This is a genomic window from Enhygromyxa salina, from assembly GCF_002994635.1.
Lineage (GTDB): Bacteria > Myxococcota_A > Polyangia > Nannocystales > Nannocystaceae > Plesiocystis > Plesiocystis salina_B.
The window spans coordinates 13,990-36,362 of the sequence record NZ_PVNL01000118.1; the positions used below are offsets into that span (position 1 = coordinate 13,990).

A 22,373-nucleotide genomic window follows, 5' to 3' on the forward strand; every position below is an offset into this window, starting at 1 on the left:
TCAGTCGTCCCATCGGCTGTCCCCGAACGTGATCACCCACGCATTGCCGCTGCCGTCCTCGAACTCGACATCGAAGCTGTCGAGGCCCCAAGACCCGTGGTCCTTGGTGATCCAGATGTCGGTCGAGTTGGAGGCCATGAAGCGGTTGGATCCTTGGGCGTTGACACCCGCGACCACAAAGTGCGCGGCCCCTGCAGGCACCTCATAGCCCAAAACTCGGCCCGTGGCCGGATCGATCACCTCGTACCCGGGTGCCTGGCCCCACAGACGCACCTGAACCCGCTCCGCGACCAGCGACGCGAAGCCGTTGGTGATCACCACGCCGTCGTCGTCGAACACGTCGAACTCTTCCATGGTGAACTCGGTGCCATTGGCGTCATACGAGAACGCGGCGGCCGGGCAACCACGGGGACCGCACGCAGCATCGAAGCTCGCCGACGCCGTGACCGCTCCGCCGAGGATCGACGGACCGACGAGGTCAGCGTCGAGAGGAACGGCGAGGTCGACACCGACGAAGACGCCGCCGTTGGGGGTGTGTCCGTCCTCGAAGATCTGATCGTTGTTGCCCTGCGCGTTGGTGCACGAGATCCATTCACTCTCGTCGTTCGGCAAGCTCACGCCGTCGATCTTGGTGGGGGCCGTGATATTGAGAACGACACCGTGGACGTCGCCGAAGTCGCCGAGCGTCCAGTGCGACACGACCTGCGGCAGCTCCGCTGAATTGTTCGCCAGCAGGCTGTCGAAGCACGCCGAGTAGTTTTGGGCAATCCATACTTGGATCGGCGCGACCTTCTTGGCGAACACACCGAACGAGCCGTCGTTGACGCCGGCTTGCAGACGCTCGGCGAGCGTGATGCAGACTTGCTGATACACGTCGTATGCGCAGTACCTCTTGTACTTGTCTGCATTTTGATAGTCAAACTCGCCGCAGCACGCGATGACTTCGGCCGCCGCGTAGGGTTGGGCATTTTCGTGAAAGTAGTTGCTCTGCTCGCACCACCCGGCCCCGAGCAGGTCGACGCACGATTTCCCCTCGAGTGAGAAGTCGAGGCTGGTATGCAGCTCTCCTGCGCACTGGTACTGGATGCCAATATCGCCTGAACCGGAGGGGTTGTGTTGGCACTGGTCGGACGCCATCTGGTTGGGGCTGTCGCCGCCAGTGTCGCCCGCTCCGGTCTCGAGCCCGTCGGTCTCGTCCCCAGCGGTCGCTTCGGTGGGAGGGGGACACTCCCCGCCTTCATTCTCGCCGCCCTCGAGCGGGTTGCACTCGACCGTACTTGGGTCCTCGGTATACGGGTCTTTGCAACCTGCGATCGCCAAAAACGGCGAGGGGAGCGGCGAGGAGTACCTCGTGGAGATTGGCGTGAGCGTGAGTGGTCATCACACGCAGGGTCTACTCGGGATATCCGACTGTGTTGGTGGCAACGTTTTCGTGTCGGCGGCGACTAACTCCGAGCCCGACCCTTCGTCGCTACCGCTCGATCTCTGCCGCCCTACAAGTTGGACAGTTCGCGCGTGCTCACTCATGCGGAGGCAGCGTCAGCGCCGACTCGACAGCGGGACGAGCAGCCACAGATGTGCCTGGCGGCGTGAGTCCAAACCGGTCGTCACTCGAGCCCCCCGCATGCTCGCGGGCCACCCTCAACGGACATCCGCGCGGTGCGCCGAGCATTCCTGGCGAGTCGCCGGTCGACCACAATAGCAGCCCCTCGACCGTGTACCGCGGCTGGATGTGTTGCGGGCAGTTGCGATCCCCGGCGTGCACATCAAAAAGCGCGCGGAATCTGGTCAGAGAAGACCGTCGGCACGAGGGCGCATGCCCGTGCTACACCCCCCGTATGATCAAGCTCGATCTCAGGGGAAAACGAGTTCTGGTGACGGGTTCGGCGATGGGGATCGGAGCCGGCATCGCGGCGGTGCTCGCCGAAGCCGGCGGTCACGTGATCGGGGTGGATGTCGACGCTGCGGCTGGACGCGCGGTCGTGAATTCCATCGAGTCCGCCGGGGGGTCGGCCGAGTTCATCGAGCTCGATCTCCGCGAAGTCGAAGCCGTCGAAGCCCTCGGTGATCGGTTGGCGAGCACCACCCCCCACCTCGACGCGGTCGTGAACAACGCTGGCGTCGCGTACTTCGGTGGCATCAGTGAGACGCAACCGGAGGACTGGAACCAGCTCATGGCCGTCGATCTCCGGGCCCCCTACCTGGTCACGCGGACATGCCTGAAGCTGCTCGAGGCCGCCGAGGATGCCAGCGTGGTCAATATCGCTAGTGTCCACTCGGTGATGACGGTTGCGACAATGACGGCCTATGCGGCCGCCAAAGGGGGCGTGGCTGCGATGACGCGAAGCCTGGCCCAGGAGCTGGGTCCCCGAGGTGTCCGCGTCAACACCGTGAGCCCCGGCTTCGTCGACACCCCCCTGTTCCGCGCCTGGCTCGACTCCGAACCGGATCCCGAGGCGTCTCTAGCCCGGGTCCTGAGCATCATCCCGACGGGGCGCATCGCGACCCCACGGGAGATCGGCCAGGTCGTCGCGTTCCTCGTCAGCGACTTGGCTCGCTCGATCAGCGGCGTCAACCTCATGGTCGACGGCGCGCTGACGACCCGGCTCATGCACTGAGCGCGCGTGGCCACGTCTTGGCGTATCCAGAGGATGGCGCGCGCGCCTGTGCACGAGCAGATCCTCGCGCGTGGCCTCGGGCGCACCGCCGCCCTGGTCGCTCGGCAGCCCGTCGCCACACGCACTGGTTGACATGGCGATGGTCACGAATGACAAGGAGCGAGCCATGCACGCATCCTATCGCCAGGAAATCTCCGATCCAACGACCGCGCGTGCTAGCCTCGCGCCGTGCTTCGCCGCGCGCCAGCCGAGATCATGTTGGAGCACGGGCCTGGCGAGACGCGGTGGCTCTCGCAGACGCCGGCTGCACCAGGTGAGCGGTCGCTGTCGGCGAGCGAGGCGATCGCCATCGCCCGTCGGGCCCTCACGGACCCGCACAGAGCGGGCTCCTTGTCGCGCGTCGTGGCCGGGCTGGTTTCGCCGGGACGGCCCAGCACGCAGTCCGAGCTACGCCGCGCGCTCGAGTCCGCGATCCTGCGCGGTCGCCTGGTCGTGGTGGCGCGCCCGCGACCGCTCTCGCGCCTGAGCCACGAGCTGCCGGAGGGCGAAGACATCAGCGTGCTCCCGCCCGCGTCCGAGCCCACCCCGCTCCCGAGCGACGACGTCGAGCCCAGTTGGTTCGAGGTCCAGATCATCGACGAGATCGGCGAGCCGCTCCCCGAGCTGCGCGTGGAGTTCGTCGCACGCGGCCTCTCGCACGAGCTGCGCACCAACGCCGAGGGCGTCGCCCGCCTCGAGCACGGCGCCGGCCCGGTCGCGCGCGTCAGCGTAGTCTCGCACGACGAACTCCGCGACGCGCTCACCCCCCGCTGGCAAACCCGCCGCGAGGCGAAGATCCCCGCGAGCACCCAGCACACCCCCGTCCACGTCGAGCAGCTCGACGGCGAGTTCGATCCCGTCGAGCTGCGTGACCAGCAGCGGGCGATCCTCGTGATCGCGCCGCGCTTCGCCTGCCGCGAGGTCGAAGCCACGACCTTTGCGTTTGGCCGCAGCTTCGTGCGTAGCGCGGGCGTGGCTTCGCTCGCGGCCGTCGCCCAGGAGCTGCAGCAAGACGACGGGCAGCAGGCCATGATCTTTGGCCACACCGATCTCTCGGGCCCCGCGCTCGCCAACAAGCGCCTCAGTGAGCGCCGGGCCCACGCCGTCTTCGCCCTCCTGACCCACGATTTCGAGCGCTGGGATGATCTGTGGCGGGCGCGGCTCAACGAGCAGCCCTGGCACGAGCGCTGGGGCACCCGCGAGCTCCAACACATGCTCAACGCCCTGCGCTGCGCCGACGACCAGGGCCAAGTCCTCGCCGAAGACGGTCGCGGCGGCGCACGAACATCCCAAGCGATCCGACGCTTCAAGGCCGGCGACTACCCGCGCAAGCCTGCCGAACAAGCGAAGCTTCCCCACACCGACAGCGTGAACAAAGACCTGCGCCGCGAGCTGTTCTTGGCGTACGCCAAGCTCGTGTGTCGCACGCCCGTCGACGCCCAGCGGTTCGTGCCCGTGGGCGGCTCGCCGTTCATGGGTTGCGGTGAGTACAATCCGCTGTCGCTCGAAGGCCGCGACGAGGCCAGCCGTCGCAATGTGGTGTTCATCTTCGACCCGGCCGCCGCGCCGGCCGAGCCACCGTGTGCAATTGGGAAGCTCAACCCCTGTCAGGCGCGCCTCGACGAGCCCCCACCCGAAGGCCAAGCTGGGCCGTTCTATCGCTGCCGGTACTATAAAGATATAGCGAGCGCGTGCCCCTGCGCTGGTGGGCCCGACCTCGCGCGTGACGTCATCGTTCGCTTCTTCATGAGCCTCGACGAGGCCAACGCGCTGCCGCATCGGTTCACGCTCGAGGCCGAGGACGAACCCGGCGACGGCGACGACGCGCCGAGCTTCGAGCAGGCGCGCTCGCTGAGCGCCGACGCCCGCGTGTGGGTGCGTGACGAGCCGAGCGACGACGCCAACTCCGAGCCGGCTCCCGAGCCTGATCCCGAGCCTGATCCCGAGCCTGATCCCGAGCCTGATCCCGAGATGGTCGAGCTGCACTTCACCCACATCCCCGACGCCCACGCCTATCGCCTGCGCGTCGACGACGTCGACGGGCCGTACGCGGTATTTGTGCAGACCCGCTTTCATCAGATCTCGCAGCTCAGCTCGATCGACCGCGCGCTCCGCTTCCCGGCGATCCATGCGATCCTGACCGCGCCGCCGCCTCCCCCAACAGACGAAGAGAGCTGGAATGGCGACCCCGACTCCGGCGAGAACCCCGAAGCCTCCGACTGAGCCGAGAACGGAACCGCGTCATGTCCGACATCGTCTTTTCCCCCTGGCCGCACGCCGAGCGCGAGGCATCCCCCGGCAGCGCCGAGGTCCTGTATCTGCGGCGCGCGCTGTTTGTGCTTCAAGGGCGCTACTGGAACCCACTCACGCAATCCGACACGCCCCTGCCGCCGCACCGCTGGGTGCTCGTCCACTCCGGCGAGGTCTTCTCCGAGGGGACCGACAGCGACGTCGAGGGCGTCTCCACGATCTTCGATCCGCCGCTCGACAGCGTGGCGGCCGACGACACCTGGGAGCTGATGCTGATCCCCCTGTTCGAGGGCCGCGCGGACTCCAACACCTACGCGGAGCTGGGCTGGGCCTGGATCGATGTGGAGGCCGGCGTGTGGGTGACCGGCGAGGAGCTGCGGACCGACCAACCCCGCAACCTCGAGTACGCGAAGTTCGCCGCCCGGCCGCTGCTGGGGATTCCGCTGTGGTCCACGCGTCGCAAGGCGCGGATCGGCGGGGGCTTCGCGCAGGGCGGCCCCGATTTGCAGCGCTTCGAGGCACACGGCGAACTCAGCACCTCCGAGCTGCGGCCGTTCGGGTCGCGCAGCGCCCCGTGGGTCATGCAGATCGATCACGGGTGGCTCCGGACGCACGTGCAGTTCCGGTTTTACGATCATACGCGTCGCGTCGAGCGTCCGATCCCCGCCGGCGTGCTGCTCGCGTCGGTGGATCAGGACACCTGGGCGGTCCATGGCCGCAGCAGCGTCGTCACGCCTGAAGGCAGCATCTATGTGTTGCACGCGCTCACGGAGGCGAACGCTGGGGCGTTGATGTATCAATTCGCCCTGCCCGGGTTTGCTCGTTTTCGGCTCGAAGATGACGCGTTGGATGAGTTTGATAAAGCTCGGGACGGTGCCTCCTCGTTCGCCTACGAACGCGAGGCGCCAGGCTTGCTTGGAACGCACTATTTCTTGCCCGAGGAGTGGCGCAGCCGCGGCATGGAGGCGTGGGTTGGCGACCGTGAGGCCTGCGCCGAGTTGCGGCGCAGCTTCGCCGAGTTCCGCACAGCGGGCCAGGATCCTGCTGAACCGATCTGTTTTCACCTCGACGATACGGTGACGTTCTCGGGTAAGTACCACGGCAAGCGAATTGCCCTGCTCGATCACTATCTCGGCATCCGTGATCAAGCATCGAACGAATATGGACTGGTGCCGTGGTCAACCCACGAGGTGACCGGATTTCCGCTGCGCGGGGAGGAGGCTGTATTCGTGCGTGGCGAAGGCATCGAGAAGGTGACGCGCGCGATTGGCTACGGTGGGGCGTTCTTGGAGATTGCCTTCCAGCGAAAATACGCGATGAGTGCCAATGAAGAATGGGTCGGGGCCCGCTGGGCTCGGCCGCCCCACCTGCACGGCGATCTCACAACCAGCGATCTAGCCTCGATCCACCTCATCGACGTACGCTACCTATCCTATAATCGGCAAGGCTACCGGGTCAAACTCGCCCACCTAGTGGTCCACATCTCATCGTTCGTCCTCGCGCCGTCGGAGGACAACAAACCGGACGACCCACGTGGGGAGCAGAATCTGGCGAACACGGAGGGCGTGCCACTCATCCAACACCTCCTCCACGTGAGCGCGTTGACGTGGGATCAATGCCACCCTGCCCACGGCGACCCGTCTGACAAGAAGGAGTATCTAGCGGTGCCGGCCGGCGGGCTCGTTGACGGGGTGACCGTACTGAAAATTCGACACTTTTTCTCTTGTCGAGAAACGGATGATGGCCGCGACGGTCACGGCCCGCACTCGTCCATTCAGGTGCATCCGCAACCAGGGCGGGCGACTGGCGGCAACCCCATGCACCTGTATCTTGTCCGCGGGTCAAACACCAAGGCACATGACGATGAGACGCCCGAACACGCGCCGGCCCCAAGGCCACATAGCTTCGAGCCTGCGCCGTGGCCGACTCATGACCGCGTTGATGGCGTCGCCGGCCACAGTAGCACCGTCACCCATGAACTCGGCCATCAGATGGGCCTACCCGACGAGTATATCGAACGCGTACAGCCAACGCGCGGACTCGCGGGACGACTCCCCCCATTCTTCCTCACCCACGAGGCATACCCGTACGCGCTTGCGACGATCTCGCTGATGTGCAAGAACATATTGCCACGCTTGCGGTATTCATGGGAACTACTGCGTTGCCATCACCGCGCCAAGAAAGCGCCGAAGTGGTTCGGGCAGCTCGGTCCCTTTTTCCCTCAACTCTCGACTCCGGACCACGGCGTACTCGACTACGACTTAGACTACGCGTCAGGCCCACTGTGGACACCCGTACTCAGCGGTCGCATTGGGCACTGCTCCGCTCATCTGTTCGCCGCGCGTCGGGACGAGTCACTCGCGGGGCCCATGATGGCACAACCCAAAGACGGCGTCTCGAGCGTCCCATTTGACGGGATACTGGTTGTCACAATCAGGTACTGGTTCTCGTTCGAAAACTCGACCGACGCAAAGAGCGACTGGGGCACCATGACACAGTTTGGGCTCGAGTTCCAACAGCGCGAGAAACAACCACGAGTTTACATACATTCTCCAGCGGCGCCCGAATACAGAAACGTACTCCTTCGCATCGAGCCCCGTTTCGAGTACGAGCCTTACCCGTACCGGCCCGACATCGTCAACGCAGATCCACCTACCGCCCAAGACGCTGACGTCGAGGTCACCGTGCGCAGGCGCCCCGCGCACAATCGGACGGTGAGCGTCTCGGGCAAACGACTGAAGGTGCACATCGACAGGCCAGACGTCGACCCGTGGCTACTGCGCGTTGCCCTGGACCCTCAACGATGGATGAAACGACACGACGGCAAGCCGCTGCGCGACAATGAATTCACCATCCTCGCCACCTGGCTCGGCTCGACCTTGGGTCGCGCACCAGGGTCGCTGAAACGATTTTCGAAATGAAGCGGCGAACCACAACGATGCTTTGCCTCGGTGCCATGGCACTCGCCTGCGCACCGAGCCACACCTCCGTGGCCGGCCCACAGCGCCAAGCGGAGCGACCGCAGACATGGGAACGATGTACCACATCCGGGGAGTGCGAGTACGTCGACACAGCGCCAGGCCTTCCAACATGCGCCGTCACCGAAGCGCTCACATTGGAGGTGGCCCCCGTAATCGCTGTTCTGGGCCCGATTGATCGCGCGGCGGACAACCCCTTGGAGAACCTGCTCGATGCGAGCGGGCCTCCACTGTTGGATCCAGTTCTAGGAGTCGTAGCGATCCCGTTCCCACCCGAGCGTCCCGACAGCGATCTCCAATGGAGGTTCGTGTCCGCGTCGGACGGCGAGATCATTCAGCGAGATGCAGAGAACACGGCCAGTGTTCCTTTTGACATCGACGCGGCACAGCCAATGCATCAGCTCATCGTCGACAAGGATCCCAAAGATACTTCGTGGACGATCGACCTCGAGAGCGGTCTATGGATGTCCACGAGCGACATTTTCGCAGGTGGCTGCGTGCCGAGCGGCCGCCAATGCCAAGTCCGAATTCCCGGCCGGTGTGGCCGACGATTTAACCTCCCCATTCAGAAGCAAATGGAGGTCGCAGGGTACCCATTGTTTGTATGGCATGTAGAAACTCGGCTGTGGGTATCGCCCATCGACGAGATCGCCGTCTTCATGGCCATCTATCGCGCCGACGTAGCGCTGTTCGACTATCTTGGTGGACCGCACCTCAACCCGGGCGATGACGGCTACCAGGACTATCGACGGCGACGCGATGAATCCGGGGTCGTGGTCGCCATCGAGTATCGCGTGCTCGGAGCCAGCCAGTGACTGTGCCGAGCTTCATCACGCAACACGCCGAGCCAGGCCGGCGCAGCCGTGTCGATGTCCAGCCGCGCCGATATGCCTCGTTTCACCCCATCGATTTCTCGCCAGATCGACAGCCGGCCCGCGGAGGTCTCAACTCACCGATTCAGTCGATCATCATCGATCCGACCGGCCAGCGCGTGATCGCCTGCCTCGCTGATCGCGTGTTGCGTCTCGATAGCTCCCCGCCCCAGCAGTACTGGAGCGACGAGCTTGGCCGCTGGGTAGCCCTCGCCACGCCAGAGGGCCTCATCTATGGTCCAGATCTACACCCGTGGGACGGCAGCCCGTCGCGGTCACTCGCGTCGATCGAGATCCTGCTCGAGGGCGACCCACGCACCCAGCTCGCGGTAGCCGCGAGCACAACACACTGGCTCACGGCCGTCGCTGCCGGGCCGCCGCGGGGCGTACCAGTCGTCAACATCGAGCTTCGCTCCCGCGCCGCCGACAGGACCCACGATGTCTGGGACGCTCAGCTCGAGGGCGACGGCGTCGCCGCGATCGACGACACCAACCGCCTCGCGGTGCTCACCGCGGAGGGTCTGCACCTGTTCGAGCCGACCGGCGCCGACGACCAAGGCGTCAACACGTCCACCCAGCTCGAGACCCCGCCCACAGGCTACGCCGTCGGCGCTGCGGTGCCTGGCTGGGTGGCCCTGTTCGCCGAGGATCTCGATCCCCAGGTCCCGGCCGAGCACTGGGCGCGCCGCCGCGGACTGCCCCCAGGGCGTGTGCTGGCGCAGCGCTGGCACACCAAGGCGATCGCGTGGCAGGCCGACGGCACGCACGCGTGGACCACCAGCTTGCCCTTCGAGGTCTACCAGCCCGCGCTCGAGCGCGGCGACGGAACGCTGGTCTTCGCCGGCCGGGGCTTGGCGTCGGTCTCGGCCGCCGACGGTCAGCTGCGTTGGCTGCGAAGCCTCGACGAGGCTGCGGCCGCGACGGCGTTCGGCGACGGCAGCGTGGCGCTCGTGCATGGCAGCCGTCTGACGATCCTGACCGCCGACGACAAGATCGCCCAGAGCTTCGATGCACCCGACGGCGAGAGGCTCGTGACCCAGCCGGCGATCGGCCCCGACGCAACGATCTACGTGGCCACGGCGACCAAGCTACTCGCGCTGCGGTAACGAACATTGGCAGGTTCCGCCCCATGCTGGAGCTGACACCTTGCGCGTTTACCGTGTGCAACAGGATACGCCGCAACGGCAAGCTCATCGACGTGGCCGAAGACCTCTTCCAAACCCTCAGCGCCTGACGCGCCGCCTCGAGTTTGATGCCCACATTGTGCATGACATCACCAACTGGTCTTGCCCCAAGTTTCTCGGGGAGAAGAGACGGGGACTTCGACGCTTCACTCATAGGGACTTCTGCCGATCACTCGTAGTGGTACTCCCAGTCCCAGGGCATGCCGTTGTCGCCGAGGACCCGACGCGCGAGATCGGGGTAGAGCCGCTCTGCGCGGGAGTCGTTCGCGAGCATGACCAGGCAGCGCCTGCCGGCCTCCTCGCAGATGACCATATTGCCGGTCCACGGGTTGTGCCCGCCCTTGAACCACGTCTGGCCGTGCGCGCCGCGAAAGGTGACCAGCCCGAGCCCCGCTGAGAGGCCGATCTCAGCGTTGCCCGGCGCGGTCGCCTGCTCTAGCGTGGGGAATTGGTAGGGCGAGGTGATCGCCACCTGCGGCCGGACCATCTCGGCGCGCGAGGCCTCGCTGAGCCCCTCGCCCCTGACGATGCCCGACCACAGGCGCGCCTGATCGGCGATGCTGGTGTCCATGGATCCGGCGGCGCTGGGGCTGCTGCGCTCGTCATGCGGCTCCATCTTCCCGTCGAGGCCGTAGCCGTCGGCAAGGTTCGCGGCGAAGTCCGGCCGCCACTGCATGCTCGTCTGGGTCATGCCAAAACGATCGAAGACCCGGGCCTGCATCTCCGCGCCGACGTCAAGCCCGAGACCGCGCTCCAAGACCAGCTGGAGGATATAAAAGCCCTCGCCGGAGTAGCCGTAACGGCTCCCCGGATCGTGGTGGAAGCGCAGGCGCTCGTCGGCCTCGAGCCATCGAAAATTGGCGAACCCGGTGGTGTGGGTGAGGATGATGCGCGGCGTCAGGGCTCGCCAGCGTTCATCTCCGGCCAGATCGCTGTAGTCGTCGTCGCCCTCATCAAACTCGGGGAGCGGCTTGGGGAGAAGATCGACGACCGACGCGTCGAGGTCGAGCAGCCCCTCGTCGACCAGCTGCAAGACCATGTAGGCGAACGCGGTCTTGGTCAGCGAAGCGCCGTACATGATCGTGTCGACGGTGAGCGGAAGATCGCGCTCTACGCTGCGGTGACCGAACGCTGCGACGTGGACCACCTCGCCGTCCTCGATGATCGCCAGCGCGAGACCCTGCACGTTCTCGCGCTGCATCAGCTGCTGCGCCTCGGCGTCGATCTGCGTGTAGTCGACAGGAGCGCGACGGCCCTGCATCGTTGCGCAGCTCGCCACGGTGAACGTCAGAAGGCCCGTCAGGAGCCTGTGGATGGGAGCCTTGCTCGTACGAATGCGTCGACAAATACCAGCGACGGGAGCATCGCGCCAGCGCTCGTGTCAGCCGCGGAGATGTCGATGCGAAAGACGCGGGCCAGCAGCGTCATCCAGGAAAGCCGAGACGGAGCAGCATCACGTAGCTGAGCCTCGAGCAAGGTTGTGGTGGCCAGGAGCTCGATGAGCCCGCGAGGGACAAACAGCGCGAGCTGCTTGAGCAAGATCGCTACGGGGCGCATCGAGGCGCGCAGACGATCACCGGGCGGGAGTACGTCATCACGATGGGACCACGCACACGCCGACGTCCTCGTAGCCCGGGGGGCGCCATGCCCTCCTCGAACCACGCCTCGCACTCGTGGCTCGGGTTCTCACAGCTCGGATCGGTCAGGTCGCACGTCTCGGTGCAGCAGGCTAAGCCTTCGCAGCGTTGACCGTACGCGGCCGCGGTGACGCACAAGGCTCCCGGGTCGCAGGACGCGAGGTTCTCGCAGGAGGTCCCCGGTGCACCAGGGTTGAGGCCGGCATCGGGAGCGCAAACAAAGTCGTCGTCGACCGAAAACAGCTTTGGCCTCGCGGGTAGTCGTCGCCGTCGGGGTCGCAGCTGAGAAGGCACAGGTTGAGCACGGCGACACCCTCGTGAGACCAAATTGGAGTCCGGTCAAGTCGACTCGCCGGAGCAGACCTTCCCGATCCGCCGTGGCCGAGTGGATGCATCCATGCCCGTGTTCCGCGGGGCCTGCTCGACGCCCTCCCTCGGCCTCAGCTATGAACCCGAGTTCGTCAGCGACACTCGATGGCCTCAGCCGTCCCCAAAAATCTGGCGCACGAGCATCTCATCCCAGTCGGGTCGGCCCACCAAGATCCGCCTTCCCGACTGCCGCTCCGTCTCGCTCGCCAGAGCAGCCGGGAGCGCGACACAATGCCCAGCCTGAGCGTGCATCGCCGCCTCATCAACCGAATCACACCGATACACGCGCTCGTGACACTGCACGCACGACCGCACCGACGCGTCTTCAGAGGGAGCCAGCGCGGCCCATGACATCGGGCAAAGATAGCGGAACCGGACCCGCATGGACGAGCGAGATTCGCCACACCCATAGATCCGACGGCCCCGCCAAATCAACGCCCACCACCCCGGATCCACATCCCGACGCATGGTCGCCAGCTCGGCCCGCTCACCCTCGTCCAACCAGCCCCGCTCGAACAACGTCTGCTCGAGCACCAACACCCGCGCCCGCCACGTGTGCCCCGCGCTGAGCAGCCACTGCGCATACTCGCCGCGTATCTGTGCCTGATCCACGGCCGGTATTTGCAGTTGTTTCAGCCAACCCCGTTCGCTGGAATTCAGCCAAGATTCAATTCGTTCCGGTAGCATAGTTCCGCTCGAGCCCCTTGGCTCACAGTTCATACACCACCGGCGCGCGCAGCTCGACCTGGGCGTGGGCTGATCCAGGCGACCCGCGAGGCGCTGAGCTGGGGGCTGTCGCTGGTCGGGGTCCCGGCGCCCGAGCGCTTGTGAGCCGTCGTAGGAGCCCGCCACCGCGTGGGCCTCGCCAACGAATTCTTCGGCCATGGTCGAGCCGACTGAGGTATCGTCGCGGCGATGGCCAAGCGACAACAGGCGAGCTGGTTGGGCTCGGCGCTGATCGTCGTAGGCTGCCATGGAGCGGGCCCATCCAGTGCGCCACAGGGGGCGGCCGAGCCGACGCCTCAAGCCACGCCAGCGCTCTCAGGGGCGGAGACCTCACCGGGCGCCACACCTCACCCCTTCGCCGGTACTGTCGAGATGTCGAACGAAGCAGATCTCGCGCTCGCCGACATGAGCGTCTTTCACGGTGACGGCGAGCGCCTCGCCTTCGCGCGCGACGGTCGGGTGCTCTATGAGCGGCTCGACCGCGAGCGGGGGCTCCTGCGCTGGACGGCCCAGCTCGACGCGGACGGCATGGCCGAGCTGGTCGCCGTGGCCGAGAGGCTGGCGGAGGACTGGCCGGCGCTGCCCCAGCGGCCGGGGATCCCCGACGAGGTCATGGTCACTTTCTCCTACCGAAACCGCGGCGGCACGCTGGTGAGCAAGTCGCTGTGGGAACGCGACTTCGGCGAGCTCGCGCCCGGCCACCCGGTGCTCGAGCTTCGCGGCGTGGTCAAACGCGTGGGAGCATCGCTCGTGGGAGCCGACTCCGGAGCGCCGCAGGCAGAGCGAGAGGCGGGCGACGACTGGCCGCACGTGCTCGACCGGGTGGCGTTCGAAGCCCCCGGCACGGGCGGCGAGAAGCTGGTGCTCGTCCCGGGGCGGTCGCAGACCTCGGCCTCGGGCTTCACGCTCACCCTGGGCGCGACCCCCTTCGAAGCGCGCGACATGTCGAGCGCCGACGTCTCCTCGCCGGCGATCGCAATACAGCGTGTCGAGCTCATCGTCTCCCGAGGAGGACAGACCGAGCGTCTTCACTTCACCGAGCCGAGCCCGGGGGTGGCCTCTCGGGTGCGTGGCGAGTGGCAGGGCCACGCCTTCGTCCTCGAGTCGATCCACCACGTGGACAAAGCGATGCGCGTGGTGTTTCGCGTCGAACCGCTCGACCCGAACGCGACGTCACCATGAGCGCAGCGCGAGGAGGGTTTTCCCTCCCCGTCCAGTGCCCGGTTCGCTCCGCGCGCAGGAAACGAGGCTCGCCCCGGGCGGCGCCCTGCGGAGACCCACCTCCAGTCTCGCCTTCCACTGAACGAATACGGAGGTATGCGGAATCTTCAGGCAGCGTATCGCGAGCACGCACGTGGTAGTGTGAATGAACTGGTGACCTCCCGAAAAATCACACAGTTCGACAACGGCCGACTTCATGGCCTTGACTGCATGTCTATTTCTCTCAGCATCGAAGACGGTTTCACGCTGTCCTTTATCGACTTCGAACCGCGCCTTGGTGAGGCAATCACGGTCACGTTCGATGATTGGCGAAACCTCAGCGTCGACGGCCTGGGAACCGTCTCGTCCTCCTCTTGCGTACTCGTAGGCCCTGACGCTTCGGAGTATTGTTTAGAATTGCACTTCGACGACGGGGCGTCGCAACTCAAGGTATGGGTAAAAGGTCAGTTCAAGATCGAAACGTCGACGGCAAGAGTATTCTGAGGTTGCAACCTCGGGCACCCCGTGCCATTCGGCCAGCATCCCGCGCAATATCGCAGGCTGATCAGCCATGACTTCCTCGTCCTCAGTGGTCGAGACCGACAAGCCCCTGACCCCGACGCGGAGCCCGTCGAGCAGACCGGCTCCGCGTCGTCCGCGGGACACGACGCCCCTAAACCTCGGTGTAGAGACCGCTGCGCCCCAGCGCCTCTTCCTCCTCCGAATAGGTGGGATTGAGAGGATCGCTCAGCGTCGGATCGAGGCGGTAGTTGTCCTGGAGGAACCGCCCGTTGCTCACGCTCGCCTCGAGCTGCGCGATGTAGTCCTTGGCGATCTTCTTGGCCTGCCCGATGCTGTCGACGTCCCCTTTCGCCAGCAGCCGCTGCAGCTCCAGCCGCACGCCCGCGAGCCGGCCGACCGGCTTCAGCAGCTGGTAGTTGGCCTCGATGCGCTCGATGGAGATGCTGCGGTGCTTGAAGGCGCGGGCCCGGGCCAGCTCGGCGGCCAGGCTCGGCCAGTACCGCGTCGTGTAAAATGCGCTGTCATCCCGATGATACCACTCCTCCGAGCGGGCGATCGACGACGACACGGTGTTGTGCAGCTTCCAGAGGAACATCCGCAGTGAAGGACCATCGGTCACCGTTTTCAGCTTGTCGTCGATGGACATGTTGAAGCTGGACGCGCCGGGATCGTGCCCGAGCAGGAGGTACTCGACCGGGTACATATCCACCTCCCGGTTCTGAACGACATACGCGTTGAGATGATGGCGGCAGTACGGACAGGGGTACATCGTGGCGAACAGCTTGAAGAAGTCCTTGAAGCCATAAACGAGCGCCTGCTGCTCGGCGGTGGACTTCTCGCTGACGATCTCCGCCGTGGTATGGAGAGAGCGCCACACGGCCGGACCGATGTAGTACGGGAAGCTGAGCCGCATCTGGGAGTCTCGGATGTCGCTCCGGCCCAGGTACACATCAATGAAGGCGATGTACTGGGAGAGGCCCCCCGTGTCCCGTCCGGCCTCCGCGCGCTCACGCCGTTTCTGCACGCCGTTGAGGTAATGGCGCGAGAGCCACCAGCCCTGGAGCAGGCACAGCTTCTCGGCCGGCGAGCACGTGGGGAAAGCCGCGCCGATATCCGCGCCGTGGCCCGTGAAGTCGCCCTCGTCCTGCATCCACTTGAACCACGCGTTCAACACCGCATCGTCGACGTTGGTGCAGGTCGCGACGTGGGCGGCGGTGCTGACGGTGAACGCCGTGAGGAGCTTCGGCATGAAGTCCTCGTAGAAGTACGCGACTGGCATCATCGCGCCGTCCACCGTCTCCAGGGCGTTGTCGAGGAGGACGCGGTTCCACTTGGTCAGATAGTTCCTGGGATCACCGGCCGGCTTTGCAGGCTGGGGCGCCCGCTCCTGCAGCAGTTCTTCCTCGCGCAGCCGGTTCAGCTCGTTGACCGCGAACACGCCCTCGACCACGTCGCGCAGATCGAGGCGCTGCTTCTGCATGGTAATGGCGAACTCGATACCTGCGGCGAACTTCTCCCGCGTGTTGGCCGAGCGGCTGCGCGCCTCCACCATCGCCCTGTGCTCGGCGAGCATCTCCTCCGTCTTGGGGATGCTCGGCCAGTTCGCGATGCGATGCTGGAGCCGCGCGTACTCCTCGTCGAGCGACTGCACCACCGCATCGATCATCGGATGGCACACCTCCTCGACGACCCCGAGCCCCTTGTAGAGCGCCATGGCGGCGCGCACGAAAGGGACGAACTCCGTGATCCGGTAGGGCAGGTTACGCACCTGCAAGTGCGTCTCGTGGTTGGCCGAGAAGCTCTCGCGGAAGCAGCGGTAGGCGGCCCCTTGAATCAGGCGGAAGAAGCCAATCTGGAGCTGCAGGATCGAGGTCCCGCGGACCTTGTCCTCCTGCTGCTGGCGAGCGACCTGCTCGCGCATGAGGGTGAGCTCGGCCTCCACCCTGGCCGCACCGGCCTCCGGCGTCGGCACCAGCTCCGCGACCGGCTGCGCTCGCTCGCGCACCGCGAGCCCACCGACGATGGCCGCGGCTGTCGCGGCAGGGCGGTCGAGCGGCGCGGCGATGGGGTCGAGCGCCGATCCGCTCGGCCCCGGCGACGGCGCTTCCGGCGCCAGCTTACAGAACTCGGCGAAATCGATCGAGCCATCGCCGTCGTCGTCCACCTCCTTGACCATCGCGTCGAGCTCGGCCCTGGTCAGCCCGACCTGGCTCATGACGCTGCTCATCTCGTCCACGGTGATGTGGCCGCTGCCGTCCTTGTCAAACACGCTGAAGGCCAGCTTGAGGCGGCTCCGGCGGTCGCCGCTGCGCGAGACCATCAAGGTCTTGAACTCGCCAAAGTCGATGCTGCCAGAGCGGTCGATGTCGACCTCATTGAGCAGATCACGGAGCTCGGCGGCGCTGGGGTTCTGTCCGAGCGAGCGCATCACGGCGCCCATCTCCTCGACGGAGACAGCGCCGCTCTCGTCGGTGTCGAAGACGCTGAAAGCCTTCCAGAGCTTCTCGACGTCCGCCTCGCTCAGGGTGGAATCGGCGACGGGGGCGTCAGTCGGTGCGGTGGTCATCTGGTTGGTCTTCGAGGTTCGAATTTGCCGAGCAGGCGCTCAGCCCGAGAGGGTCAAAGTGGGAGCTTGGGGGCAAGGAGCGGCCCGGTGAGCGGATGTGACTCCGCGGTCGGGAGACCTTGGCACAGTCCTGGGCGCGAGGGGAAGCGCGAGCACGACGAAGCGCCCGGGCCAGGCTCGAACACGTCGCCACTGGGGCCCGCATGCGGCCACCGCATGTTCGGCCGCGGGGGACGTCGAGCGCGAAGACGCGGGCGAGGAGCTGGGCCCACGCGATGCGTCGGGGTCTGGACGAGGACGCGAGTCGCCCGACCGACCACGAGTGCGTCAGCTCGTTGGCAGCTGCACACCCAACAAACCCAGCTCCTCGATCGTGTACCGCGGCTGGATGTGTTGCGGGCAGTTGCGATCCCAGGCGTGCACGTGAAACACGAGCGCACGCTCGAGCGCGGCGGGGTAGCCACGATCCCGCACCCGCTCGAGCAGCGCCTCGTCGTCTTCGACGAACGCCGCGGTCCCCCAGATCTTCACCCGGCGCCGATTGGGGTAGTCCATCAAAAATAGATAGGCCTTGGGGTTCTCGTCGAGGTTGCCCAGGGACACGTACTGACGGTTGCCGCTGTAGTCGGCGAACGCCAGCCGGTGCTCGTCCAAGACCTTGACGAAGCCCTTGGGCCCACCGCGGTGCTGGATATAGGGCTGGCCGTCGGCGGAGGCCGTGCCGAGATACAGTGAGTCACGCTCGGCGAGGAACGCCGCGAGCTCCGGCGTGATGGTCCCGGGCCAGTCTCGATTGGCGAGGACGCGCTCGTAGCTGGCGCGAGAGCCCCGGGTCGCCTGAGCTCGCTTGACCGCGGACGTGAACGCGACATCGCTGCGCTTGATGGTTGCCTCGCTCATGCTTCCCCGGCCGTCGTCGAGATGAACTCGACGCGCACACCACCTGGCACCGTGCACATCATGTGACGCGCGCCGCTGGTCCCCAAAGGCTCGGGTGGGAACTCGATCTGGACATCGGCGCGAGCGACGACGGTCTCGTGGATCAGGTCGAGGGCCCGGTGGTCCGCGGCCGCGAGCGCGACGTGATGTAGGCCGACGCAACGCTTGCGATCGAAGCCTGCCGCGCCCGCGTCGGCTTGCCACAGGGTCAACATCACGCTGCCGTCGCTGACAAACACCGCGGGGTAGGCAGGCTGCTCGCCGACCTGCTGGAACCCGAGCGTGTCGACGAAGAAATCACGCGTGGCTCGGATGTTCGGTACCGTCAAACCAACGTGGTGGACGCCGCGGGTGAGGGGCTTGGATGTGCTCATTCGCTCGAGCTTGCCACTCACCTCTTCATGAACAATCCGTACTTCTGGCAACTTTTAGTCTACGATTCGTGAACAATGGATCGTCTGACCGCCATGGAGGCCCTGGTTCGGGTCGTGGACGCCGGCAGCTTCAGCGCGGCCGCGCGGCAATGGGGGCGCTCGAAGGCCGTCGTCAGCAAGTACATCTCGGCCCTCGAGGGGGAGCTAGGCGTCGAGCTGCTGCGCCGAACCACGCGCTCGCTGAGCCTCACCGAAGCGGGCCGCGCCTACCACCCACGCTGCCGTGCGCTGCTTGTCGAGATCGATGCGCTCGAGTCCTCGCTGCGCGACGAGCAACAGCGGCTGCGCGGGTCATTGCGTGTCACGGCGCCACCGGGTCTGGCGGATCGCTACCTCGAGCAGCTGACCACGAGCTTCGTCGCGAACCACCCCGAGTTGAGGATCGACCTGGATCTCACCCACCGCATGGTCGACCTGGTCGAAGATGGCGTCGACGTGGCGATCCGGCTGACGACACCGCGCGACTCGACCTTGGTCGCCCGACGGATCGCCCCGGCGCCGCTGGTCGCGGTGGCCTCGCCGGCCTACCTGCGCGCGCGGGGGACACCGACGGACCCCACGCAGTTGCGCGAGCACGAGTGCCTGGTGGACACCAACTTTCGTGATCAGCAGCGCTGGCGGTTCGAGGTCAATGGGAGCGTTCGGACCGTGAGCGTCGACGGGCCGTTTCGGGTCAACAGCCCGGCAGCGATCCGCGAGCTCGCGCTGGCTGGGCATGGGATCGCGCTGATCCCCGCGATGTTGGTCGAGCCCGAGCTAGAGTCCGGGCGGCTGGTCGAAGTGCTCGCCGGGACGGTCGCGCTGACGTGGTCGCTGCTGGCGGTGTACCCCCGCAAGCAATACTTGTCGGCGCGGGTCCGGGCGTATGTAGACCACCTGGCAGCGGTGATGTCGCCCTGAGCGGAGCAGCTCGACGTGGCACCATGACACCCGAAGCTCGTGGTGCCATCGACCGCGCCCTCAGCTGCCCCGCACCGGAAGCGCCGTCAGCCCGCGCAGCCCCGAATTGTTTTGCCGCCACCGCAGCGCGTCGCGCCCGACCGCGAGCCGCAACCCGGGGCAGCGCTGGACGAGCCGCGTGAGGGCGATCCGTCCTTCGAATCGGCTGAGGTGAGCGCCAATGCAAAAGTGCGGCCCGGCCCCGAACGCCACGTGACGGTTGGGTTCGCGCCCCACGTCGAACGCGTCGGGCTCGTCGAACGCACGCCCGTCCCGGTTGGCCGCGCCGAGCATCGGCAAGATCTTGTCCCCGCGCTCGAGCACCATGCCGCCGACCTCGCAGCGCTCCGCCACGTAGCGAGTGGCGGAGAAATGTGCGGGACTGTCGAAGCGCAGCATCTCCTCGATCGCCGACGGCACCAGCGAGGGGTCGTCTCGCAGCCGCGCAAACTGTTCGGGATGCTCGAGCAACGCCAGCGTGCCGTTGCCGAGCAGGTTCACCGTGGTCTCGTGGCCGGCAAACAGCAGCAGGAACACCATGCTCACCAGCTCCTCGGCGGTGAGTTGGTCGCCCGCTTGCTCGACCGCGATGAGGTCACTGGTGAGGTCGTCAGTCGGGCGCGCCCGCTTGCGCGCCAGCATGCGATCAAACATGCGACGGAGCTCCCAATAGGTGGGCAACCGATAGATCAGTGACCACTCGCTGCGGTCGGCAATAATCCGCACCATCGCGCGGCGAAAGTTGGCCCGTTCGTGCGCCTCGACGCCAAGCAGCTCGGAGATGATGCGCAACGGAAGCGGCAGGGCGAACGCCGCCATCAGATCGAAGGTGGCGCTGGCCATCGCGCGATCGAGCAGCTGGGTCACGATCCCGTCAATCCGCGACTCGAGCTGCTCGACCCGAGCTGGCGTGAAGGCCTTGGCCACCAGCCCCCGAAGGCGTCGGTGATCGTCTCCGTCAGACGAGACCATCGACTTCATGAAGCCTTGGACGAGACGGGGGAGCACGCGTTCGTAGATTGCTTGGCGGCCGTTGGCGCCGCTGTGACTGCTCTTGAACCGCTTGGGATCCTTCAGCACCGAGCTGACGTCGTCATAGCGGGTCGCCGCCCACGCCCGACCTACGAAGGGCTGGCGACATCGGACCATTGGTGAGGCCTCGCGCAACCACGCGTAGAGCGGATAAGGGTCGGCCCACGCGGCGGGGTTGGCGAAGTTCACGTCGATACCCAGGTGTCGATCTCGAATGCGCATGGGGTCGCTGCCTCCCCGGCAGCCTAGCGCGAGAGATCGCCGCTGGCCGGCGGCGCTCCGCCGGCACGCGGATGGCGACCGAGCAGCCCGCAACTGGATCTCATGTGGCGTGCGGTGTCGTCCGGAACTAGGAAGGCGAAACCGCCCCGCCCCAGAGTCAGCCGGGCGGCGGAACCGGCGAGACGTCACCGGGGATCGGCAGCTCGACGTCGCCGTACGCGGTCTTGTCCTGCGACACCACCTCTTGGTCGAGATCGATGACCGTGCTGTTGTTGATGTCGCCCCCGCCGTAGGGGGTGCCCTGCAGGCCGTAGACGACTTCAGGCGTGTAGAAGTCGAGCGCGTCGCCGGTCATCCACACGTAGCCGCCTGGATCGAAGTCGTGGTCCACGCCACCCGCGGCGCTGTACGGCATCAGCTCACCGACGACGTAGTTGGTACCCTGCCAGACCCAGTCGCCGTTGATGTAGTCGTAGTCGTACGTGGTCGACTGGTGGGCGCCGGTGGACATGTCGCTGCTCATGGTCCGTTGGGCGATCAGCATCCAACCATCGTGGGCGAAGCTGAGGTCGGAGACCGGCTGCGAGCCCGGGACCTGAAACTCCATCTTCGCGCTCGCAGGGTCGGGCACGCCGTTGGCGTTTTCGTAGGCGACCGACCAGACCGTGTTGGCGCCGTTACCTCCCCAGATGCTGTAGTAGAGTCGGCCCGCGTGCGACTGCACGGCCCAGGGCCGTTGGCCAAGCGGCGCGAACGCACCGTTTGGCTCACCCATGTCGTTGGCGGGCCCCATGCTCACGTCGCCGGTCGCGTGGTGATAGGTGCTGACGATATCGCCACTATAGACGTCGAGCTGGTAGATGCGTCCGTCTTCGTGGTTCGAGACGTAGATGGTCTCGCTGACGCAGTCGTAGTTGAGGTTGCCCATCGCCGGACCGTTGTTGGGAATGGTCGCGAAGTCGCTGATCTCCCCCGTGATCCGGTCGACCTTCTTGATCGTCGAGGTGTTCTGCGTGGCGCCGTAGACCGTTGACGGCGCGACATAGATGTTGCCCTCCGAGTCGAGAGTGATCCCGAAGATCCGTCCGCCAAAGTTGGCTTCGTTCCAAGTTGGCCGGGTGTAGAGCGGTGCCATGTAGTTCACGCTGGGCGGCGGCGGATCACCCGAGATGTCGACGATCGTCATCAAGTGCTGGCCAAAGTTGCCGCTCTGGACCCGGTGGGTGACGATCGCGATCGTCTTGTCGAGGAAGTCCGCGTAGGCCGGATCTTCGAAGGCCGGGAAGCCTCCAGCGGCGCCGTAGATCTCTGATTCGCGGCACGAGCCTGGTCCGCCCGGGCCGCCCGTTCCTTCGCCAGCGTCCCCGAGCACGCCCAGATCGAACTTGGTCGTGCCACCCGAGCCCGAGTCGTCGCCGTCGCCGTCGCCGTCGCCGTCGCCAGTCTCTGGATCTTCGTCCCCCGTGTCGCCGTCGCCATCACCGGTGCTGTTGGTGTCGGTCGTGCTCGTTGTGCTGAGCGTGCTGCCGTCGCCCGTACCGTCATCGATCCCAACGCTCGACCCGTCGTCGGTGGGCGTCGAGCATCCAACGAGGAGGCACGCGATGGAGGTGAGGGTGAGACTGGCGGTCGCGATTCCACTAGGTACGGTGATGGTCATGACAAAGCTCCTACGAGACGGACCGCCACACGCTACTACGTATAGCCGTGCGGAAGGAACGCGCGTCACGAATTTTCGTGGAGGCACCACCGACATCGCGCCGGCCGCGGTCGCGGAGCGCGTGTTGGTGCCGCTGCTCGTGACGCTGTCTGGAATCACGATCAGCGCGCGATGACGTGACCACGC

16 protein-coding genes are annotated in these 22,373 nt (G+C 66.0%); 8 read left to right on the plus strand and 8 right to left on the minus strand.

The features are described from left to right. On the minus strand, nucleotides 1-1,320 hold the full coding sequence (locus ENSA7_RS29850; RefSeq protein ID WP_106092784.1) for a hypothetical protein: 1,320 nt from the start codon (nucleotides 1,318-1,320) through the stop codon (nucleotides 1-3). A 395-nt stretch (nucleotides 1,321-1,715) separates the two neighbouring features. Here ENSA7_RS29850 and ENSA7_RS29855 point away from each other — a divergent pair, with 395 nt between their 5' ends. The 5 genes from ENSA7_RS29855 (at nucleotide 1,716) to ENSA7_RS29870 (ending at nucleotide 9,863) form a co-directional block, all read left to right on the plus strand. Continuing rightward, nucleotides 1,716-2,618 carry an SDR family NAD(P)-dependent oxidoreductase gene (locus tag ENSA7_RS29855; RefSeq protein WP_106092785.1) on the plus strand — a complete coding sequence of 301 codons (903 nt, stop codon included), beginning with the start codon at nucleotides 1,716-1,718 and terminating at the stop codon, nucleotides 2,616-2,618. A 228-nt stretch (nucleotides 2,619-2,846) separates the two neighbouring features. After that, nucleotides 2,847-4,880 carry an OmpA family protein gene (locus ENSA7_RS29860; protein WP_106092786.1) on the plus strand — a complete coding sequence of 678 codons (2,034 nt, stop codon included), beginning with the start codon at nucleotides 2,847-2,849 and terminating at the stop codon, nucleotides 4,878-4,880. Nucleotides 4,881-4,900: 20 nt separating this feature from the next. Further along, a complete protein-coding gene (locus tag ENSA7_RS29865; RefSeq protein ID WP_106092787.1) occupies nucleotides 4,901-7,828 on the plus strand; it encodes a hypothetical protein in 2,928 nt (975 codons plus the stop codon). Between the two features lie 365 nt (nucleotides 7,829-8,193). Further along, on the plus strand, nucleotides 8,194-8,700 hold the full coding sequence (locus ENSA7_RS42630) for a hypothetical protein (protein WP_146158274.1): 507 nt from the start codon (nucleotides 8,194-8,196) through the stop codon (nucleotides 8,698-8,700). After that, nucleotides 8,697-9,863: a PQQ-binding-like beta-propeller repeat protein gene (locus ENSA7_RS29870; protein ID WP_146158275.1), complete on the plus strand. Its 1,167-nt coding sequence runs from the start codon at nucleotides 8,697-8,699 to the stop codon at nucleotides 9,861-9,863. Before ENSA7_RS42630 ends, ENSA7_RS29870 begins: the two co-directional genes overlap by 4 nt. Before the next feature lie 247 nt (nucleotides 9,864-10,110). Here ENSA7_RS29870 and ENSA7_RS29875 read toward each other — a convergent pair whose 3' ends face one another. Beyond that, nucleotides 10,111-11,202: a serine hydrolase domain-containing protein gene (locus ENSA7_RS29875; protein WP_106092789.1), complete on the minus strand. Its 1,092-nt coding sequence runs from the start codon at nucleotides 11,200-11,202 to the stop codon at nucleotides 10,111-10,113. An 856-nt stretch (nucleotides 11,203-12,058) separates the two neighbouring features. Further along, nucleotides 12,059-12,559: a hypothetical protein gene (locus tag ENSA7_RS29885; protein WP_106092791.1), complete on the minus strand. Its 501-nt coding sequence runs from the start codon at nucleotides 12,557-12,559 to the stop codon at nucleotides 12,059-12,061. 330 nt (nucleotides 12,560-12,889) lie between these two features. On the opposite strand from ENSA7_RS29885, the gene ENSA7_RS29890 reads away from it, so the two are divergent. Both ENSA7_RS29890 and ENSA7_RS29895 read left to right on the plus strand, forming a co-directional pair. After that, nucleotides 12,890-13,855 (plus strand): hypothetical protein, encoded by a 966-nt coding sequence (locus ENSA7_RS29890; protein WP_146158276.1) that lies wholly within the window; start codon nucleotides 12,890-12,892, stop codon nucleotides 13,853-13,855. A gap of 135 nt (nucleotides 13,856-13,990) precedes the next feature. Further along, a complete protein-coding gene (locus ENSA7_RS29895) occupies nucleotides 13,991-14,377 on the plus strand; it encodes a hypothetical protein (RefSeq protein WP_181234249.1) in 387 nt (128 codons plus the stop codon). A 169-nt stretch (nucleotides 14,378-14,546) separates the two neighbouring features. Here the strand turns inward: ENSA7_RS29895 and ENSA7_RS29900 are convergent, their stop codons facing one another. The 3 genes from ENSA7_RS29900 to ENSA7_RS29910 all read right to left on the minus strand — a co-directional run bounded on the left by ENSA7_RS29900 (nucleotide 14,547) and on the right by ENSA7_RS29910 (nucleotide 18,274). Beyond that, the gene (locus tag ENSA7_RS29900) at nucleotides 14,547-16,961 is read right to left on the minus strand and encodes an EF-hand domain-containing protein (protein WP_106092794.1); all 2,415 of its coding nucleotides are present in this window, start codon (nucleotides 16,959-16,961) and stop codon (nucleotides 14,547-14,549) included. Nucleotides 16,962-17,288: 327 nt separating this feature from the next. Next, entirely contained in the window at nucleotides 17,289-17,861 is a 573-nt protein-coding gene (locus tag ENSA7_RS29905) for a pyridoxamine 5'-phosphate oxidase family protein (protein WP_106092795.1), read from the minus strand. Then, nucleotides 17,858-18,274, minus strand: a complete 417-nt coding sequence (locus ENSA7_RS29910; protein WP_106092796.1) for a VOC family protein — start codon at nucleotides 18,272-18,274, stop codon at nucleotides 17,858-17,860. The genes ENSA7_RS29905 and ENSA7_RS29910 overlap by 4 nt, the downstream gene beginning before the upstream one ends. Nucleotides 18,275-18,349: 75 nt before the next feature. Here ENSA7_RS29910 and ENSA7_RS29915 point away from each other — a divergent pair, with 75 nt between their 5' ends. Continuing rightward, nucleotides 18,350-19,234 carry a LysR family transcriptional regulator gene (locus ENSA7_RS29915; RefSeq protein ID WP_106092797.1) on the plus strand — a complete coding sequence of 295 codons (885 nt, stop codon included), beginning with the start codon at nucleotides 18,350-18,352 and terminating at the stop codon, nucleotides 19,232-19,234. A gap of 60 nt (nucleotides 19,235-19,294) precedes the next feature. Here the strand turns inward: ENSA7_RS29915 and ENSA7_RS29920 are convergent, their stop codons facing one another. After that, nucleotides 19,295-20,527: a cytochrome P450 family protein gene (locus ENSA7_RS29920; protein WP_106092798.1), complete on the minus strand. Its 1,233-nt coding sequence runs from the start codon at nucleotides 20,525-20,527 to the stop codon at nucleotides 19,295-19,297. Between the two features lie 157 nt (nucleotides 20,528-20,684). Further along, nucleotides 20,685-22,187: a hypothetical protein gene (locus ENSA7_RS29925; protein WP_106092799.1), complete on the minus strand. Its 1,503-nt coding sequence runs from the start codon at nucleotides 22,185-22,187 to the stop codon at nucleotides 20,685-20,687. Nucleotides 22,188-22,373: the final 186 nt, after the last annotated feature.

Bases quoted from the DNA above. Each gene is read 5' to 3' on its own strand.
- ENSA7_RS29865 (WP_106092787.1), top strand. From the start codon at position 4,901: ATGTCCGACATCGTCTTTTCCCCCTGGCCGCACGCCGAGCGCGAGGCA.
- ENSA7_RS29875 (WP_106092789.1), bottom strand. From the start codon at position 11,202: ATGCAGGGCCGTCGCGCTCCTGTCGACTACACGCAGATCGACGCCGAG.
- ENSA7_RS29895 (WP_181234249.1), top strand. From the start codon at position 13,991: ATGCGGAATCTTCAGGCAGCGTATCGCGAGCACGCACGTGGTAGTGTG.
- ENSA7_RS29900 (WP_106092794.1), bottom strand. From the start codon at position 16,961: ATGACCACCGCACCGACTGACGCCCCCGTCGCCGATTCCACCCTGAGC.
- ENSA7_RS29905 (WP_106092795.1), bottom strand. From the start codon at position 17,861: ATGAGCGAGGCAACCATCAAGCGCAGCGATGTCGCGTTCACGTCCGCG.
- ENSA7_RS29910 (WP_106092796.1), bottom strand. From the start codon at position 18,274: ATGAGCACATCCAAGCCCCTCACCCGCGGCGTCCACCACGTTGGTTTG.
- ENSA7_RS29915 (WP_106092797.1), top strand. From the start codon at position 18,350: ATGGATCGTCTGACCGCCATGGAGGCCCTGGTTCGGGTCGTGGACGCC.
- ENSA7_RS29920 (WP_106092798.1), bottom strand. From the start codon at position 20,527: ATGCGCATTCGAGATCGACACCTGGGTATCGACGTGAACTTCGCCAAC.
- ENSA7_RS29925 (WP_106092799.1), bottom strand. From the start codon at position 22,187: ATGACCATCACCGTACCTAGTGGAATCGCGACCGCCAGTCTCACCCTC.